The organism is Bradyrhizobium genomosp. I (2014), assembly GCF_000261685.1.
GTDB lineage: Bacteria > Pseudomonadota > Alphaproteobacteria > Rhizobiales > Xanthobacteraceae > Bradyrhizobium.
Map to the genome: position 1 here is coordinate 1 of NZ_AJQE01000422.1, position 16,027 is coordinate 16,027.

Consider the following 16,027-nt stretch of genomic DNA (forward strand, 5'->3'; position numbering starts at 1 on the left):
CCGCATGTTGCTGTTTGACGCCTCACGGCTTCAGTTCTCCCCGCCGGGATTATGTTCCCGGTCGATGCGAGGACCTTAGCGCGCCCCTTTCCGAAACCGCTTAAAAAGGCTGGTTAACCCACCGTCACTGCTGCTCATGATTGACAAGACCTTGGCGCGCATGATTGACGAGGCGTTGCGCCGAAGTCGCGAATCTGAGCTTTTGGCGGGCTGAAAATGCTTGAAGTCCGCGCTATCAGGGCACATCTGTGGGTTCCGGTCCCGACCCCCGCCCCAACAGGATTTCGTTCGTGAACTCTTCACCAAGATCGACGCCTTCGACCCAAAAATCGTCGCAGGCCAATCGCGACCTGTTCGATCAGTCCGCGCTCTCAGATCTCGCGCAGCGGCTGGTCGAAGCGGCCAGACGCGCCGGCGCGGATGCGGCCGATGCGGTCGCGGTGCGCGGCGTCTCGCAGGGCGTCGAGGTCCGCGACGGCCGTGTCGAGGAATCCGAGCGGTCCGAGGGCGACGATGTCGGTCTGCGTGTGTTGGTCGGCCAGCGCCAGGCGGTGGTCTCGACCAACGACGTCAGCGGCGATGCCGTGACCAAGCTCGCCGAACGCGCGGTGGCGATGGCGCGCGTCGCGCCCGACGACAAATATGTCGGCCTCGCCGATCCCGCGCTGCTTGCGCGCGACTTCCCCGATCTCGACCTGCTCGATCCCGACGTGCCGGCGACCGCCGAGCTCGAGCGCCGCGCGCTTGCGGCCGAAGCTGCGGCGCTCGGCGTGAAGGGCGTGACCAAATCCGGCGGCGCCTCGGCGTCCGCGGGCATCGGCGGCATGGTGCTCGTCACCTCGACCGGCTTCCACGGCTCCTACCTCCGCTCCAGCCAGGGCATTTCCGCGACCGCCATATCGGGCGAAGGCACCAGCATGGAGCGCGACTACGACTTCACCTCGGCGCCGCACGGCGCTGATCTGCTGCCGCCGGAAGCTGTCGGCCGTTCCGCCGGCGAGCGCACCGTGGCGCGCTACAATCCGCTCAAGGTCGAGACCTGCAAGGTGCCCGTGGTGTTCGATCCGCGCGTCGCCGGCTCCCTGGTCGGACATCTCGTCGGCGCCATCAACGGCGCGTCGATCGCGCGCAAGACCAGCTTCCTGAAGGACAAGCTCGGCCAGCAGCTGTTCGCGAAGAACATCCGCATCGTCGACGATCCCCTGCGCCGGCGCGGACTGCGTTCGCAGACCTTCGACGCCGAAGGCGTCGCGGTGAAGAGGATCGCGCTGGTCGACGAGGGCGTGCTGACCACCTGGCTGCTCGATTGCGCCACCGCGCGCGAGCTCGGCCTCACCACGACCGGCCATGCCCATCGCGGCGTTTCCTCCTCGCCCTCGCCTGGACCGTACAATCTGCATCTCGAGGCCGGCGCGCCGACCCCGGCCGAATTGATCTCCGATATCAGCCAGGGCTTCTATGTCACCGATCTGATCGGCTCCGGCGTCAACGGTGTCACCGGCGATTACAGCCGCGGCGCCTCCGGCTTCTGGATCGAGAACGGCGAGATCACCTATCCCGTCAGCGAAGTGACGATCGCGGGGCATCTGTTCGAGATTTTCAAGTCGATGCAGCCCGCCAACAATCTCGAATTCCGCTATGGCGTCAATGCGCCGACGGTGCGCATCGAGGGTTTGACGCTTGGCGGACGCTGACGCGAACTCCCTGGACAGCACCATCCTGACCCGCGACGCGGCGCTGCTGAAGGATACGGTGCGGGAAGCGGGCGCGCTCGCGCAATCGATGTTCCGCACCGAGCTCAGGAAATGGACCAAGGGCGCGTCCTCGCCGGTGTCGGAAGCCGATATCGCGGTCAACGATCTCTTGGAAGCGCGCCTGCGCGCTGCGACTCCCGACTATGGCTGGCTGTCCGAGGAGAGCGCCGACGATGCGGCGCGACTGTCGCGGCGGCTGACATGGATCGTCGATCCCATCGACGGCACGCGCAACTATCTAGGCGGCCATGACGAATGGTGCGTCAGCGTGGCGCTGGTGGAGGACGCCTCGCCGGTGCTTGCCGCGGTGTTCGCGCCGGCCAGCGACGAGTTCTTCTTCGCGGTGCGCGGCCGGGGCACGACGCTCAACGACCAGCCGGTGCGGGCAACGTCCGGATCCGAGCTCGACTTCGCCCGCGTCGCCGGCCCGAAGCCGCTGGTCGAGCGGCTGAAGCCGTCGCCCGGCGAGATCAAGCTGCATCGGCGAATCGGGTCGCTCGCGCTGCGGCTGTGCCGGGTCGCTCATGGCGCGCTGGATGCGGCTTTTGCGGGGGGCAACAGCCATGATTGGGACCTTGCGGCGGCCGATTTGATCGTGCAGGAAGCGGATGGTAGGATGAGCGACCTCTCCGGAGAACCCATCCTCTATAACCGCCGGGAAGTGGCGCACGGGGTGCTGGTGGCAGCGGGACGCGATCGTCATGCGGGCATTGTCGCGCATTTTCGCAACCGTCCCTTGGCCTGAGCGCTTTCGTCGTGCTTGTCGGACACTGCTTTGCCGGGCAGCCCGTTAGGAACAGGACTCATGCCAGATAGTGCCCCGCAACAACTGCTTCACCTCGTCATCGGCGGCGAGCTCGTCGATCTCAAGGGCAATACCTTCAAGAACCTCGACGACGTCGAGATCGTAGGCCTCTACCCGAACTATGCGGCCGCCCATGCTGCCTGGCGGGCGAAGGCGCAGAGCACGGTCGACAACGCGCAGATGCGCTATTTCATCGTCCATCTCCACCGGCTGCTCGACCCGAATCAAGAACCGGCGCGTTGAAAAGACTGCTTCGCAATACGCTGCGAAGCAGCTGGTTTCAGCGTGCCGTCGGGGTCCTGGCGGCCGAATATCTGCGTCTGGTCTGGCGGACCAACAAGTTCACGTTCGATCCGGCTGACGTCTATGAACGCGTCGAGCCGCAGATCCCCGCCATCTTCGCCTTCTGGCACGGCCAGCATTTCCTCACGCCCTTCATCAAGAACAAGGACTGGTACAAGGCCAGGGTCCTGATCTCGCGGCATCGCGACGGCGAGTTCAATGCGATCGCCGCCGAGCGGCTCGGCATCGGCACTATCAGAGGTTCCGGCGACCATGGCGGCGCCTTCCACCGCAAGGGCGGGGTCGGCGCCTTCAAGGAAATGGTGCGGACGCTGGAGGCCGGTTGTAATGTCGCGCTGACCGCCGATGTCCCCAAGCGCTCGCGTGTGGCAGGGCTCGGCATTATCATGCTGGCACGGGAATCGGGGCGGCCGATCATGCCTTTCGCAATGGCGACCAGTCGCTTCGTCCGGCTCAAGAACTGGGACCGCACCACGATCAATTTGCCATTCGGACGGGGCGCCTTGGTCGGGATCAAGGAAATTCACGTTCCTCCGGATGCCGACGCCGCGACGATGGAAGCGCTGCGGCAGGAGTTGGAAGACACGTTGAACGAAGCGACCCGCCGTGCCTATGCGCAACTCGGCCGCCCGGGACCTGAGGATGCCTAGTTCGCTGCCGATGACGCTGCGGATGTATCAGCGCCTGGCCTCCGGCCTGGTGCCGCTCGCGCCTGCGCTGATCAAGCGGCGGCTGAAGCAGGGCAAGGAGGATCCCGCGCGCGTCGACGAGCGGCGAGGGCTGTCCCGGGACGTGCGGCCCCATGGCCCGCTGGTCTGGATCCACGGCGCCAGCGTCGGCGAGGTACTGGCCGCGGCGGCGCTGATCGGGCGCCTGCGCGATCTCAATCTGCGCATCCTGCTCACTTCGGGCACCGTTACCTCGGCGGCGGTGGTGGCAAAGCGCTTTCCGCCCGACGTCATCCATCAGTACGTGCCGTATGATTCTCCGCGCTATGTCGCGCGCTTCCTCGATCACTGGAAGCCGTCGCTGGCGCTGTTCATCGAATCCGACCTGTGGCCGAACCTGATCCTCGCCGGCGCGGCGCGGCGGATACCGATGGTGCTGATCAACGGGCGGATGTCACCGCGTTCCTTCCCGCGCTGGCGGCGCATGCACGGCACCATCTCGGCGCTGCTGTCGCGGTTCGACATTTGTCTTGCGCAGTCGAAGACCGATGCCGAGCGCTTTTCCGCGCTCGGCGGCCGTGACGTCGTCACCACGGGCAATCTGAAGCTGGACGTGCCGGCGCCGCCGGCCGATCCCGTAAAGCTGGAACGGCTGATGGCGATGACGCGCGGGCGTCCGATCATCGTCGCGGCCTCGACCCATCCGGGCGAGGACGAGATGCTGATCGCGGCGCATCGCAGCCTCTCCGGGTTCTTCCCGCAGCTTCTCACCGTGATCGTGCCGCGGCATCCGGATCGCGGCTCCGCGATCGCAGGCCTGATCACGGCGTCCGGCCTGAAGCCAAGCTTACGCTCGCGCGAGGAACTGCCGACGGCCACGACCGATGTCTATGTTGCCGATACCATGGGCGAGCTCGGCCTGTTCTATCGGCTCTCGGGAATCGTGTTCATGGGCGGATCGCTGATTCACCATGGCGGCCAGAACCCGATCGAGGCGATCAAGCTTGGCGCCGCGATCGTCCACGGTCCGCACGTCTTCAACTTCGTCGACGTCTATGAGGCGCTCGATGCGAGCGGCGGGGCGCGGCTGGCCGATACGCAGGAGGCGTTGGTCAAGCAACTCGGCCTGCTCCTGGCCGAGCCGACGGTGCGCGACAGGATGCAACGCGCAGGGGCCGGCGTGGTCGAGCAACTCGGCGGTGCGCTCGATCGCACCATGACCGCGCTCGAGCCGTATCTGCTGCAGTTGCGGATCGAGATGGGGGCCGCCAATGCGTGAGCCGGCCTTCTGGTACCGGCCACGTTCCCCGCTATCGCATGTCCTCCGTCCCCTGGGTGCGCTCTACGGCGCCATCACCGCGTGGCGCATGCTGCGCAACGGCGTGGACGCCGGCATTCCCGTGATCTGTGTCGGCAACTACCATGTCGGCGGCGCCGGCAAGACGCCGACCGTGCTGGCGCTGACGAAGCTGCTTCGCGAGCTCGGCGAGACGCCGGTCGTGCTCAGCCGCGGCTATGGCGGGCGCCTGAAGGGCCCCGTGGTGGTCGACCGCGCGCGTCACACCGCGGCCGACATCGGCGACGAGCCCCTGATGATGGCGCGCGACGTCCCGGTCGCAGTCGCGCGCGACCGCCTCGACGGCGTCGCGCTGGCGAAGTCGCAAGGAGCCACCGTGATCCTGATGGATGACGGTTTCCAGAACCCGCGCCTGCTCAAGGACGTCTCGCTGATCGTGATCGACAGCGAGCGCGGCCTCGGCAACGGCCAGGTGTTTCCCGCGGGCCCCCTGCGCGCGCCGCTGCAGGCCCAGCTCGCCCGCACCGACGCGCTGGTGCTGATCGGCGATGGCCGGGCCGCCAACGACGTCGCAGCCGAGCTTGCCAAGCGCGACAAGCCGGAGCTGCGCGCGCGCCTGAAACCGGTTGCTGCATCGCTCGCGCAGCTGTTCGGCAAGCGGGTCTTCGCCTTCGCCGGCATCGGCGATCCCGAGCGCTTCTTCCGCAGCTTGCGCGCCAGCGGCATCGAAGTCGCGCGCACGCGCGCCTTCGCCGACCACCACATGTTTTCGCAGGACGAGCTCGCAGCTCTCGCAGCGGAATCCGAGCGCGAGCAGCTCACGCTGGTGACGACGGAGAAGGACCTTGCACGCCTGCGCGGCAGCGCGGGCGTGCCTGATGGCATCGTGCCGTTCGCCGTCGAGCTCGAGTTCGATGAACCGGCAAAGCTGCGGCAACTGATCAGCTATCATCTGTACAGGGCGCGCGAGCGGCGGTTCAGCGTGCGTTGATCGCGTGCGTTGGACAACGTCTCCGCCGCGGCCCGAAACGCGAAGCGTCGCGGCTGGCGAATCCTCTTCCGCGCGTTCGGGAGTTGATGTAACCTTTCATGAGAGCCGTCACCGGGACGTGCCGAACTCCCGGCAATCATCGACGGCGTTAAATGCCCACGGCGGGCAACGTATCTTCATCATGTCAGGTGCAGCGGCCGTCACGACCAGTTCGGGACGGCACGGAGAGTTATTTCCAAAAAGTTCAGAGGAGAACATGCCATGCATTTTTGCCTCACCGGACAATATACGCCACGCTCTCTCAATGCCATTTTGGAGAATCCCACGACCAATCGCCAGGAGGCAGCTCGAAAACTCATCGAGGCGGCCGGCGGAAAGCTGGTCTCGATGTACAGCGTTGCGGCCGACGGCCCTGGCGTCCTGGTGATTTTCGATGTGCCTGATCCCAGTGCGGCTCCCGCCATTTCCGGCCTGACCGTCGCGGCGGGCACCCTGGAGAACGTGAAACTGGTTCGGTTGTTCACGCAGGACGAGATCAAGCAGGTCCGCCAGAACGCCGCGAAGCTGCGTTCCTCGTATACCCCGCCTGGAAGCTGACATCCTGATCCAAATCGCAGCCGCCGCAGTAGGACGACGCGGCGGCTGCGCTCACGTCGAAATCAGAGCCACGTCCGAAACGAGGCGAGGGGCCATGCTCACCACGCCCCGGCGGCCATCAATCCGATGATGGTCAGGCACGAGACGCAGGCCACGACGACAGTATAGTATTCGGGTGTATTCATTGCTGCCTCCCAAACTGTTGCCAATTGCTTGGTCACTGCTACGCGGGAGAAATCGTTCGGTCCTGGGCCGATTCAATTCGGCATGCCGAGACCGGTCTTGCGGTGTGCGTCCGTTGTCTCATCGTCACCCAGCTTCGCAGCATCGTGATCCGCTTCGAGAGTTTCAAAGCGCTCAGCTGCGATCAGAAGCTGTTTGCGCATTTCAGCGAGACGGGCGCGGCAATATTCACGATAGAGCAGGTCTAAAATGGCGGGCATGATCACCCCCATCGCTTGATTGTCGATCTACAGATATTCCATCGCGAATTTTCAAGGTGACGGTAGCCCGTCAGATGGCTCTTCGATATGAGCCCGTTCACAGACCGCGCCAATTCCAACGCTCGATGGCTGTTTGGTTGACTTGATCGTCTGTGCGATAAAAAGAACAAGGCCAATGACCTAACATGCACTATAGCAGCCCTTTGTTTCAGCAAGACTTCGTCAAACAACTTAAGGGCGTCGAACCGCAACGAAGAATCCAACCACAGCGCGAAATGAATAACCACGGAGTGCACGCACTGTTCGATGCAACGCGAAGCGGCACGACGCAGATCATTTCCGCTGCGAGGCTGGCAGATCAGGCGCGAATTTCGTTGGGACGCGACTCACTCATCTCCACGCTTCGCCATGAGCTGCACCGCTCTTGCTGCTGTGGCCTGAGTCTTCCTGGTCCCGCAGATGCCCGTCATTCAGACGACATTCATCACGAGACTCCTATCGACTTCAGACGATCAGGAGAATTCGATGAAACTGCCGACCGCAGCCGCGGCCAGCCTTGTGGGTCTGATCATTGCGCCCGCGTTGGCACAAATGACGCCCTCTGCTGCTCCCAGCGCGGTGCCGGTTCCCGCGACCAAGCGCGTGACGTGTCTCGCCACCACCCAAAGCCTGAACGGGCAGGTCAAGCGCGACCAGATGCAGCTCTGCATGGCGCAGGCGCGGGTGGATTGCCTGAAGCAGGCGATTGATCAGAAGGTCGTCGGCGAGCCCAGGAAAGCCTTCATCAAGACCTGCGTGGGCGGAGATGCCACGGAGCAGTGAACAAGTGCGATGCCGTAGGGTGGGCAAAGCGAAGCGTGCCCACCTTGTCCGTCGCGATCATGGAGATGTGGTGGGCACGGCGCTTTGCGCCTTTGCCCACCCTACGGTATCACGACTGCTTCAGTGCTCCGGGAAAGTGCCGCTGCAGCACCGCAGCGGGCGTCGCGTAGGCCTCCTGCAAATCCACGCTCCAGTACTTCAGCTCGTCGAGCGGGATTCGCGTGTCGGTGATCGCGCAGCGTACGAAGGTCCCCGGCGAGATCACGCGGAAATCACCGTCGAGATATTGCACCTGCGCTTCGCCATGGCCCGAGGGGCCGAACTTGTTCAGCACGGTCGAAAGTCTCCACGGAAGGCCTCTCCCTGGAAAACCCGGGAGGGCATGATGTGTTGGACGGGATGTAGCATAGATAGGGTGGCTTGTCCGCCCGTTAAACCCACCGGTTTGTGATGTTTTGGCGCCGTTTCCGCGTGATAGTGCTTCGAGGGAAGGATCGCTGGTTCCGGCACCTCCGACGGCAGAGTCCGATGCGCCCTCGACTGACCGCCCTGCTCCTGACGCTGCTGATGTCGGCCGCGCACGCCCTGCCGGCGCCGCAGCCGGTCGACATTCCGCTCGCGTCCGGGGTCCTCCATGCGCAGCTCTACAAGCCCGAGGGCGCAGGCCCGTTTCCGACCGTGATTGCGCTGCATGGCTGCGGCGGCCTCGGTGGTCATTCCGATCCCGTGCTGCCGCGCTATCGGGATTGGGCCGAGCGCCTGCTCAGGGCCGGCAATGCCGTGCTGCTGCCCGACAGCTACGGCTCGCGCGCGCTCGAGCCGCAATGCCGCGTCAGGGAGATGCACCTCAAAGCGCGGCGCGAACGCGTCGCCGACATCGCGGCCTCACGCGCCTGGCTGATGAAGCAGCCCTGGGTGGCGCGGGACCGCGTCAGCCTGATCGGCTGGGCCAACGGCGCGAGCGCGCTGCTCTGGGCCGTGCGCCCCCAAAGCGTGGCCCGCGATCAGGGCCATGATTTCCGCGCCGCGATCGCGTTCTATCCGGACTGTCGGATCTCGGCGGGTTTGGGGTGGAGCACACGGGTGCCGACGCTGGTGCTGATCGGCGCCGATGACGACGTGTCCTCACCCCCGGCCTGCCGTCAGATGGTGGACGGCGCGCGCGGCCGCAGCGCGCTCGCGCGCGTCGTGGTCTATCCCGGCGCCGATCACGATTTCGACCGCGCCAATAAGCCGCTCCATGCTGCTGCCGGCAGCAGCGATGCCGCCGCGCCGGAGCGCGGCCATTTCGGCATGGACGCCGAGGCGCGTGCGGAATCGCAGAAGGACGTCGCGGAATGGCTGGCACGGTGAGCGCGGTGCTACGGACGTGTCCCGCCGAAGCTCGGTAGAAGCGAAGGCGGAAGCGGGGCCGCCCGAGGAACAAGGTGAGGCGGACAGCCCCGCATCGACCACCGCCCTGCACGGAGCATGGCCGACCGTGAATCTACGGATCGCGCCTTGCTGCGGTTTCAGCCTGTGACGGCGCCATCATTCGACCATGATGTCGATTAAACGCGTTTGATATGCGCAACCGCATCGTCCTCTTCGCCTCCGCACTGATGGTTTTCACCGTCGCGATCTTCCTGTTCGAAGCCCGCGCCGGCGCGCCAATGCTGGTGCCCGAACATTGCGGCTTCTGGACCACGATCGACGCGGGATTGTCCTGCCGGTAGGCGAGCTGCATCCACGTCGTCATTGCGAGCGCAGCGAAGCAATCCAGACTTTTTCCGCAGAGGGATTCTGATTGCTTCGTCGCAAGAGCTCCTCGCAATGACGGGGATAGAGCGCTCGCTAGTCGCACTCAGAACAAGCTGCCCTGATCCACCTTCTTGGCCACGCGCTTCGGCGCGGGCTTTGCTTCCTGCGCGGCCGGCTTCGGCTGCGACGGCGCGCGCTTTGCCGCGGGGGCGGCGCGATCCGCATCCGCCGTCGCGCCGACGCGACCATCCGCGAACTCGATCTCGACGCGCGCGCCGGGACCGATCGTATCAGCCGCATGCAGGGGATGGCCGGCCTCGTCGCGCACCAGCGCGAAGCCGCGCGCGAGCACGCTGCGATAGGACAGCGCGGAAAGCAGCTTGCCGCTGTTCTCGACTCGGGCATCTAGCCGGTGCAGCAGCGTCAGAAGCGCGCGCCCCGCGCGTTCGGCCAGACGATGGGTGCGCTCGCGCTGGCGCGCGATCGCGTTGCGCTGCGCCTGCGCATTCGAAAGTCTTGAGGCGCGCAGGCGAACCTCGAGCCCGGCAAAGCGGTCGCGCCGCTGCCGCAGCAGCGAGCGCGCCGAGAGGCCAAGCCGCTCGCCACACACGGTGAGCCGGTGATCGGCCTGCGCGATCTGGCCGTGCAGCACCCGCAGCGTCAGCTTTGAACTGGCGGCGGTGAACCTGCGGAAATGCGCATGCGTGTTGGCCTTGAGGCAGCGGGGCAGGGCGCTGCCTGCCGAATCCAGCCGCTGCCGCGGGATCGCGAGCAGATCGCCGGCCGCCGGCAGCGCGCGCGCGGCGGCGCGCAATTCGCTGCGGCGGCTCTCCTGGGCACGCTGCCAATAGGCGCGGGTGCGGCGACCGAGATCGGCGACCTCGACGAACAATTCGCTGCGCACCGGCACCGCCATCTCCGCCGCCGCCGTCGGGGTCGGAGCGCGCTTGTCGGCGACGAAGTCGATCAGCGTGATGTCGGTCTCATGCCCCACCGCCGAGATCAGCGGGATCATGCTCTCGCTTGCGGCCCGCACCACGATCTCCTCGTTGAACGACCACAGGTCCTCCAGCGAGCCGCCGCCGCGCGCGACGATCAGGACGTCGGGGCGCGGAATCCTGCCGCCCTCGGGCAGCGCGTTGAAGCCGCGGATCGCGGCCACGACCTGCTCGGCCGAGCCGTCGCCCTGCACCTTGACCGGCCACACCAGCACGCGGCGGGGGAAGCGGTCCTCGAGCCGATGCAGGATGTCGCGGATGACCGCGCCGGTCGGCGAGGTCACGACGCCGATCACCTCCGGCAGCCACGGCAGCAGCTGCTTGCGCGCCTCGTCGAACAGGCCTTCGGCGGCGAGCTTCTTCTTGCGCTCCTCCATCAGCGCCATCAGCGCGCCGATGCCAGCGGGCTCCAGCGCCTCGATCACGATCTGGTACTTGGAGGAGCCCGGATAGGTCGTGAGCTTGCCGGTGGCGATCACCTCCAGCCCCTCCTGGGGCTTGAAGCGCATCCTTCCGTGCACGCCCTTCCAGATCACCGCCTCGATCTTGGCGCTCTCGTCCTTGAGCGCGAAATAGCAATGGCCGGAGGAGTGCGGCCCGCGAAAGCCCGAAATCTCGCCGCGGACCCGGACATGGCCGTAGGTGTCCTCGACCGTCCGTTTCAGGGACTGCGAAAGCTCGGAGACGGTGAATTCGAAGGCGTTGTTCAGTTGTTCCGCAGGCGGCATCGGCAAACGATTCGGAGTTTTGGGGTCAGGCCCGACGTTAAGGATTTTCGCAGGCCAGCGCCATCCCGTCGTCGGTGTCCAGGTTATTCTGTATCACTTTTCGCCTGGAGTGGCCGGCTCGGGGAGGAGGTGTAACTCTCCGAGATGCCGATCATAGTGCCTTCTCCCCTTGCGAGAATGTCGGGCGAACGTGCAATCCCTCGCTTTTCAGTGCTCCCCAAGGTAGTAAGAGATACGGGGGGATACCATGCAGGAAGAAGTAAAGGTCGAAGTAAGGCCTGATTTTCTCGCGCGGCAGGCGAAAGCCCAGCCTATTCAGGCGTTGGCGGAGCTGATTTGGAATTCTCTCGACGCTGACGCGACATCTGTCAGCGTTGAGTTCGAGCCAGACGGCATCGGCGGTATCTCTAAAATCGTCGTTGCCGACAATGGTGACGGCATTCCGCGCGAAGAGGCTCCTCAGGTCTTCAAAAACCTTGGAGGATCTTGGAAGCAACTACGGCTGACCACGCCCCGCCTGAATCGCATGCTCCACGGACGCGAGGGACGCGGGCGGTTCAAAGCGTTTGCCCTCGGAGGGGTGGTCGATTGGAAGATCATTTACGCGAAGGATAGCACTCCGTTCCGTTATGACGTCGCCGTGCTGGAGCAACAGATTGAGCGGGCCCGTGTAGGGGAGGAAGCACCGGCTCCCGGCGCTGCCACCGGAGTAACAGTGGTGATTTCCGAACTGAAGAGGCAGTTCAGTTCGTTGCAGCCGGAAAACGCCGTTCAAGAGCTTTCTGAGATCTTCGCCATCTATCTCAAGGATTATCGTAACGTCACAATCACGATCGCAGGCGAGCGAATCGACCCGGATCGGGCAATCGCAGGTACATGGAACTTCGAATTGGCGCCCATCGCAGACGAAGATGGAGAACAGCACTCGGTCGATCTCGAAATAATCGAATGGCGCGGACAAACCCGCCGAACCCTTTATCTGTGCAACGAGCAGGGCTTCCCGTTATCGCAAGTAGAGACGCGCTTCCACGTAGGCGACTTCCATTTTTCTGCCTACCTGAAATCCAGCTTTGTCAGCGAACTGCATCAAGACGGACGGCTTGATCTCGCGGAAATGGTCCCGGCTCTGGTTGCCTCAATCGAGGAAGCGCGAGCAAAGGTCAAAGAGGTCTTCCGAAACCGCGCGGCTGAGCGGGCTCGAATCGTCGTTGACGAATGGAAGGAGAAGAAGGTCTATCCCTACGAAGGCGACCCGGTGACTCCCGTTGAGAAGGCCGAGCGCCAGATTTTCGACATCGTCGCCGTTACGGTTCAAGATGCCTCGCCAGAGTTCAGCGACACCGCCTCAAAGCAAACCGCTCTACACCTGAGGCTATTGCGCCACGCCATCGAGCGCAGTCCGGCCGAGCTACAGCTTATCCTCGATCAGGTTCTGAAATTACCCAAGCGAAAGCAGAAAGAGCTGGCTGAACTGCTTAACGAGACCACGCTCGCCGGAATCATTAGTGCGGCTACCCTTGTCGCTGATCGATTGAAGTTCCTCGAAGCCCTGCGGTTTATCCTGTTCGACTATGAGGCTCGCCAGAAGCTGCGCGAGCGTTCGCAGCTTCATAAGATCTTAGAGCAAAATACGTGGATTTTCGGAGAGGAGTATAATCTTTGGGCCAGCGACAAGGACCTTACTACGGTGCTGAAAGTGCATCGGGATAAGCTCGATTCCGATCTCGTCATCGACGACCCGGTCAAAGTGATCAACAAAGCGCGGGGCATAGTCGATCTCATGCTCTCGCGCGCACAACGCCGACATCGTGCGGACGACCTTGAACATCTGGTGATCGAGCTTAAGGCCCCAAAAGTCACTATCAATGCGGAACACCTGAATCAAATCGAGGGTTACGCCCTAGCCGTGGAGGAAGACCCTCGGTTCAACCGGGTTGAAGGCTTGCGTTGGCATTTCTGGATCATTTCTGATGCCTACAACAAGCAAGTCGAGGCCCGCATACGGGGCGGGCCCGATCCTCAGCGCCGTCTGATCCAGCGGACTGACAGGGTGAAGGTCGGCGTGAAGACTTGGGGCGAAATCCTCGAAGAGAACAACGCTCGACTTCAGTTCGTCAAAGAGAAGCTCGAACATAGGGTCGATGATGGCCAAGCGCTCGCGTTTTTGCAGGAGCGGCATCGCGAGTTGCTTGAAGGCGTGCTGATCAACGACGACGAGCAGATAGAAACGACCGACGGTGTGGTCTTAGAGGGCCCGTCTGAGATGGACAAGCTGGACACCTCCGAATGAGCGCACCTCAGGAAGACGAAGATGACGAAGCCGGGATTGAATTGTTCGTGGCTCACTTTGACGCGAGGGATCGCGCGCTGACGGTCCACGAGGCAGGCCACGCCGTCGTTGCGAGTGTTCTCGGCGCACATGTCGTATTCGTGGAGATCGATTTGACGACCGGCAATGGCAGGTTGCACTCGCAAAACTTCGTCGAGCAGGTCAACAACCTTGCGGTTTGTGTTGCCGGCTGCAGAGCCGAGCATGCTTTCGACGCGAGATCGTCCCGAGGGACAAAGATCAGTGACTTCAGGAAGATGCGGAGACTGCTATTGGAGCTGCCTGAAGCCAAGAGACGCGCCGCGCGCGCGGAAGGCTACCGGCTTGCCGAGGAGATCCTAAGAGAGCACGCGGCCAAGGTGCAACGACTCGCTGCCGAACTGATGGTCCGACGATGGGAAGACGGGACGGATACGGTCCGCATCGACGGCGACGAATTGATGGCGCTGCTCGACGGTTCCGGGACTTGAGCAATGACAGATTCAGTCGGCGTGGCCATGCTAGGATTGGGACTGTTTTTGTTAGTTGTGATGGTAATGGGTCTACTTATCGCGCGTCGAAGCCCGTCCACCCGCAAAAGTCCCCTCAAACTAGAACCGAATCCGCCCACTCCGGAAGAGATCGCGGACTCGCTCGTAGAATTCGAGCGCTTCTGTGAAGCCAGCAGGATCGAAGCTGCCGAGGTTGCGGAGAATCGACGATGGCTCCGACCGATTGGCTTCGTCACGAGGTTACTTACTTACGCCGCGCTGTTTCTTCTGCTGTATATCTGGGCACCGAAGGATATTTCGAACACGCCGCTGGCGACCCTCACGCTATCGGATATTGCTGGGACCGTTTGTTTCGCTGCGATCGGCATCGTGCTGATCCGCGCCCTGTTCAATCCGAGCGATGACGACCAGACCAAAGACGTTTGGGGTTGGCTAGGCGTCGCGCTCTTGGGCGTCGCCGTTATAGCCGCGCTTTACCTCTTCAAGGCTCGCTGACTCGCGCCGGCCACCATAGGCGCGTTCGGCTCAGGCTGTGCTCCGCCTAGCGATCTGCCGTTAGCGAACCGACGCGCTATTTCCCGCGAGGATCAGGGAATCTACTATTTTCTAAACTGCCATAGGCTCCGACGTGGACCGACTGATGTTGCTGGGCTATTTCCTTTGTCGGCTCTCCCACAAAGGGGGAAGGGAAGAGGAGCTTCGCCGCGCCCGGAATGACGTGCGGTCCGGAGCCCAGCCCCCCTTGAGCCCCACTCCGATTCGTGCGACCTCCGCCCCAGCAAACTCCTCATTCTGAGCCCTCGATGCACATTCTCCTGCTCGGTTCCGGCGGCCGCGAACATGCCCTGGCGTGGAAGATCGCAGCCTCCCCCCTAGTGACCAAATTCTGGTGCGCGCCCGGCAATGCCGGCATTGCTAGGGAGGCGGAGTGCGTGGCGCTTGATGTCGCCGACCATGCTGCGGTGATCGACTTCTGCAAAAAGAACGCGGTCGAGCTCGTGGTGGTCGGGCCGGAGACGCCACTGGCGGCCGGCATCGTCGATGATCTCACCGCCGCCGGCATCAAGGCGTTCGGGCCGAGCAAGGCGGCGGCGCAGCTCGAAAGCTCCAAGGGCTTCACCAAGGCGCTCTGCACCGAATTCGGCATCCCGACCGGGGCCTACAAGCGGTTCACCAGCGCCAATGACGCGCTCGCCTATGTCCAGAGCCAGGGCGCGCCGATCGTCGTGAAGGCCGACGGCCTTGCCGCCGGCAAGGGCGTCGTCGTCGCCAAGACTGTGCGCGAGGCCGAGGACGCCATCGCCATGATGTTCGAGGGCGCCTTCGGCGAGGCCGGCGCGGAGGTCGTGATCGAGGAGTTTCTGCCCGGCCGCGAGATCAGCTTCTTTGCGCTGTGCGACGGCGAGACCGCGATTCCGCTGGCCTCGGCGCAGGACCACAAGCGCGTGTTCGACCACGATGTCGGCCCGAACACCGGCGGCATGGGCGCCTATTCGCCGACGCCGCTGGTGACGCCCGCCATCCACGACGCGATCATGGCCAAGATCGTCCTGCCGACGGTCGCGGGCATGAAGCAGCGCGGCACGCCGTTCCGCGGCGTGCTCTATGCCGGGATCATGCTGACGACGCAGGGGCCAAAACTGTTCGAGTTCAACGTCCGCTTCGGCGATCCCGAATGCCAGGTGCTGATGCTGCGCATGATGAGCGACATCGTGCCGGCTTTCCTTGCCGCCTGCGACGGGCAGCTGAAGCATTTCGATCTGCGCTGGCATCCGGATTCCGCGCTCACCGTGGTGATGGCGGCGAAGGGCTATCCCGGCGACTACCAGAAGGGCACGCGCATCGAGGGACTCGATGAAGCCGCCAAGGTGGAGGCCGTCGAGATCTTCCACGCCGGCACGGTGGCAAAGGACGGCGCGATCCTCGCCAATGGCGGCCGCGTGCTCAATGTCTGCGCGCTCGGCAAGACCGTGACGGAGGCGCAGAAGCGCGCCTATCAGGCCGTCGACCGCATCGATTGGCCCGAAGGCTTCTGCCGCCGCGACATCGGCTGGGAGGCGG

The 16,027-nt window shown here is 63.9% G+C and carries 17 protein-coding genes; 14 read left to right on the plus strand and 3 right to left on the minus strand.

All coding sequences use genetic code 11. The annotated features are described in order from the left end of the window. The first annotated feature begins 290 nt into the window (after window positions 1-290). The 7 genes from IC50_RS36520 to IC50_RS36550 all read left to right on the plus strand — a co-directional run bounded on the left by IC50_RS36520 (window position 291) and on the right by IC50_RS36550 (window position 6,415). Window positions 291-1,694: a TldD/PmbA family protein gene (locus IC50_RS36520; RefSeq protein WP_035716436.1), complete on the plus strand. Its 1,404-nt coding sequence runs from the start codon at window positions 291-293 to the stop codon at window positions 1,692-1,694. Then, window positions 1,681-2,499 carry a 3'(2'),5'-bisphosphate nucleotidase CysQ gene (locus IC50_RS36525; protein ID WP_035716439.1) on the plus strand — a complete coding sequence of 273 codons (819 nt, stop codon included), beginning with the start codon at window positions 1,681-1,683 and terminating at the stop codon, window positions 2,497-2,499. The genes IC50_RS36520 and IC50_RS36525 overlap by 14 nt, the downstream gene beginning before the upstream one ends. A gap of 60 nt (window positions 2,500-2,559) precedes the next feature. Beyond that, a complete protein-coding gene (locus tag IC50_RS36530) occupies window positions 2,560-2,802 on the plus strand; it encodes a DUF4170 domain-containing protein (RefSeq protein ID WP_025033794.1) in 243 nt (80 codons plus the stop codon). Next, a complete protein-coding gene (locus IC50_RS36535; protein ID WP_035716441.1) occupies window positions 2,799-3,512 on the plus strand; it encodes a lysophospholipid acyltransferase family protein in 714 nt (237 codons plus the stop codon). The genes IC50_RS36530 and IC50_RS36535 overlap by 4 nt, the downstream gene beginning before the upstream one ends. Continuing rightward, on the plus strand, window positions 3,475-4,809 hold the full coding sequence (locus tag IC50_RS36540) for a 3-deoxy-D-manno-octulosonic acid transferase (protein ID WP_035716445.1): 1,335 nt from the start codon (window positions 3,475-3,477) through the stop codon (window positions 4,807-4,809). The genes IC50_RS36535 and IC50_RS36540 overlap by 38 nt, the downstream gene beginning before the upstream one ends. Beyond that, entirely contained in the window at window positions 4,802-5,818 is a 1,017-nt protein-coding gene (gene lpxK, locus IC50_RS36545; protein WP_035716446.1) for a tetraacyldisaccharide 4'-kinase, read from the plus strand. The genes IC50_RS36540 and lpxK overlap by 8 nt, the downstream gene beginning before the upstream one ends. Before the next feature lie 261 nt (window positions 5,819-6,079). Further along, window positions 6,080-6,415 (plus strand): GYD domain-containing protein, encoded by a 336-nt coding sequence (locus IC50_RS36550; protein ID WP_035716448.1) that lies wholly within the window; start codon window positions 6,080-6,082, stop codon window positions 6,413-6,415. Between the two features lie 257 nt (window positions 6,416-6,672). On the opposite strand, the gene IC50_RS39820 is transcribed toward IC50_RS36550, so the two are convergent. Beyond that, window positions 6,673-6,870 carry a hypothetical protein gene (locus IC50_RS39820; protein ID WP_081492597.1) on the minus strand — a complete coding sequence of 66 codons (198 nt, stop codon included), beginning with the start codon at window positions 6,868-6,870 and terminating at the stop codon, window positions 6,673-6,675. Between the two features lie 513 nt (window positions 6,871-7,383). Between IC50_RS39820 and IC50_RS36555 the strand changes: the two genes are divergently transcribed. After that, a complete protein-coding gene (locus IC50_RS36555) occupies window positions 7,384-7,680 on the plus strand; it encodes a hypothetical protein (protein WP_035716449.1) in 297 nt (98 codons plus the stop codon). A 109-nt stretch (window positions 7,681-7,789) separates the two neighbouring features. On the opposite strand, the gene IC50_RS36560 is transcribed toward IC50_RS36555, so the two are convergent. Continuing rightward, a complete protein-coding gene (locus IC50_RS36560) occupies window positions 7,790-8,014 on the minus strand; it encodes a DUF2093 domain-containing protein (protein ID WP_035716452.1) in 225 nt (74 codons plus the stop codon). A 194-nt stretch (window positions 8,015-8,208) separates the two neighbouring features. On the opposite strand from IC50_RS36560, the gene IC50_RS36565 reads away from it, so the two are divergent. Next, a complete protein-coding gene (locus IC50_RS36565; protein ID WP_035716455.1) occupies window positions 8,209-9,033 on the plus strand; it encodes a dienelactone hydrolase family protein in 825 nt (274 codons plus the stop codon). A 212-nt stretch (window positions 9,034-9,245) separates the two neighbouring features. Next, a complete protein-coding gene (locus IC50_RS42690) occupies window positions 9,246-9,395 on the plus strand; it encodes a hypothetical protein (RefSeq protein ID WP_157461194.1) in 150 nt (49 codons plus the stop codon). 128 nt (window positions 9,396-9,523) lie between these two features. On the opposite strand, the gene xseA is transcribed toward IC50_RS42690, so the two are convergent. After that, the gene (gene xseA / locus IC50_RS36570) at window positions 9,524-11,146 is read right to left on the minus strand and encodes an exodeoxyribonuclease VII large subunit (protein ID WP_035716460.1); all 1,623 of its coding nucleotides are present in this window, start codon (window positions 11,144-11,146) and stop codon (window positions 9,524-9,526) included. Between the two features lie 247 nt (window positions 11,147-11,393). Between xseA and IC50_RS36575 the strand changes: the two genes are divergently transcribed. From IC50_RS36575 to purD, 4 genes are all read left to right on the plus strand, one after another. Further along, entirely contained in the window at window positions 11,394-13,436 is a 2,043-nt protein-coding gene (locus tag IC50_RS36575; protein WP_050991195.1) for an ATP-binding protein, read from the plus strand. Continuing rightward, window positions 13,433-13,945 (plus strand): hypothetical protein, encoded by a 513-nt coding sequence (locus IC50_RS36580; RefSeq protein ID WP_035716464.1) that lies wholly within the window; start codon window positions 13,433-13,435, stop codon window positions 13,943-13,945. Before IC50_RS36575 ends, IC50_RS36580 begins: the two co-directional genes overlap by 4 nt. Window positions 13,946-13,948: 3 nt before the next feature. Further along, complete coding sequence (locus IC50_RS36585) at window positions 13,949-14,461, plus strand: hypothetical protein (RefSeq protein ID WP_035716468.1); 513 nt, start codon at window positions 13,949-13,951, stop codon at window positions 14,459-14,461. A 308-nt stretch (window positions 14,462-14,769) separates the two neighbouring features. Then, on the plus strand, window positions 14,770-16,027 hold a 1,258-nt coding region (purD, locus tag IC50_RS36590; protein WP_035716473.1), incomplete at its 3' end, for a phosphoribosylamine--glycine ligase.

Bases quoted from the DNA above. Each gene is read 5' to 3' on its own strand.
- IC50_RS36530 (WP_025033794.1), top strand. From the start codon at position 2,560: ATGCCAGATAGTGCCCCGCAACAACTGCTTCACCTCGTCATCGGCGGC.
- IC50_RS36540 (WP_035716445.1), top strand. From the start codon at position 3,475: ATGCGCAACTCGGCCGCCCGGGACCTGAGGATGCCTAGTTCGCTGCCG.
- lpxK (WP_035716446.1), top strand. From the start codon at position 4,802: ATGCGTGAGCCGGCCTTCTGGTACCGGCCACGTTCCCCGCTATCGCAT.
- IC50_RS36550 (WP_035716448.1), top strand. From the start codon at position 6,080: ATGCATTTTTGCCTCACCGGACAATATACGCCACGCTCTCTCAATGCC.
- IC50_RS39820 (WP_081492597.1), bottom strand. From the start codon at position 6,870: ATGGGGGTGATCATGCCCGCCATTTTAGACCTGCTCTATCGTGAATAT.
- IC50_RS36555 (WP_035716449.1), top strand. From the start codon at position 7,384: ATGAAACTGCCGACCGCAGCCGCGGCCAGCCTTGTGGGTCTGATCATT.
- IC50_RS36565 (WP_035716455.1), top strand. From the start codon at position 8,209: ATGCGCCCTCGACTGACCGCCCTGCTCCTGACGCTGCTGATGTCGGCC.
- IC50_RS42690 (WP_157461194.1), top strand. From the start codon at position 9,246: ATGCGCAACCGCATCGTCCTCTTCGCCTCCGCACTGATGGTTTTCACC.
- xseA (WP_035716460.1), bottom strand. From the start codon at position 11,146: ATGCCGCCTGCGGAACAACTGAACAACGCCTTCGAATTCACCGTCTCC.
- IC50_RS36575 (WP_050991195.1), top strand. From the start codon at position 11,394: ATGCAGGAAGAAGTAAAGGTCGAAGTAAGGCCTGATTTTCTCGCGCGG.
- IC50_RS36580 (WP_035716464.1), top strand. From the start codon at position 13,433: ATGAGCGCACCTCAGGAAGACGAAGATGACGAAGCCGGGATTGAATTG.
- IC50_RS36585 (WP_035716468.1), top strand. From the start codon at position 13,949: ATGACAGATTCAGTCGGCGTGGCCATGCTAGGATTGGGACTGTTTTTG.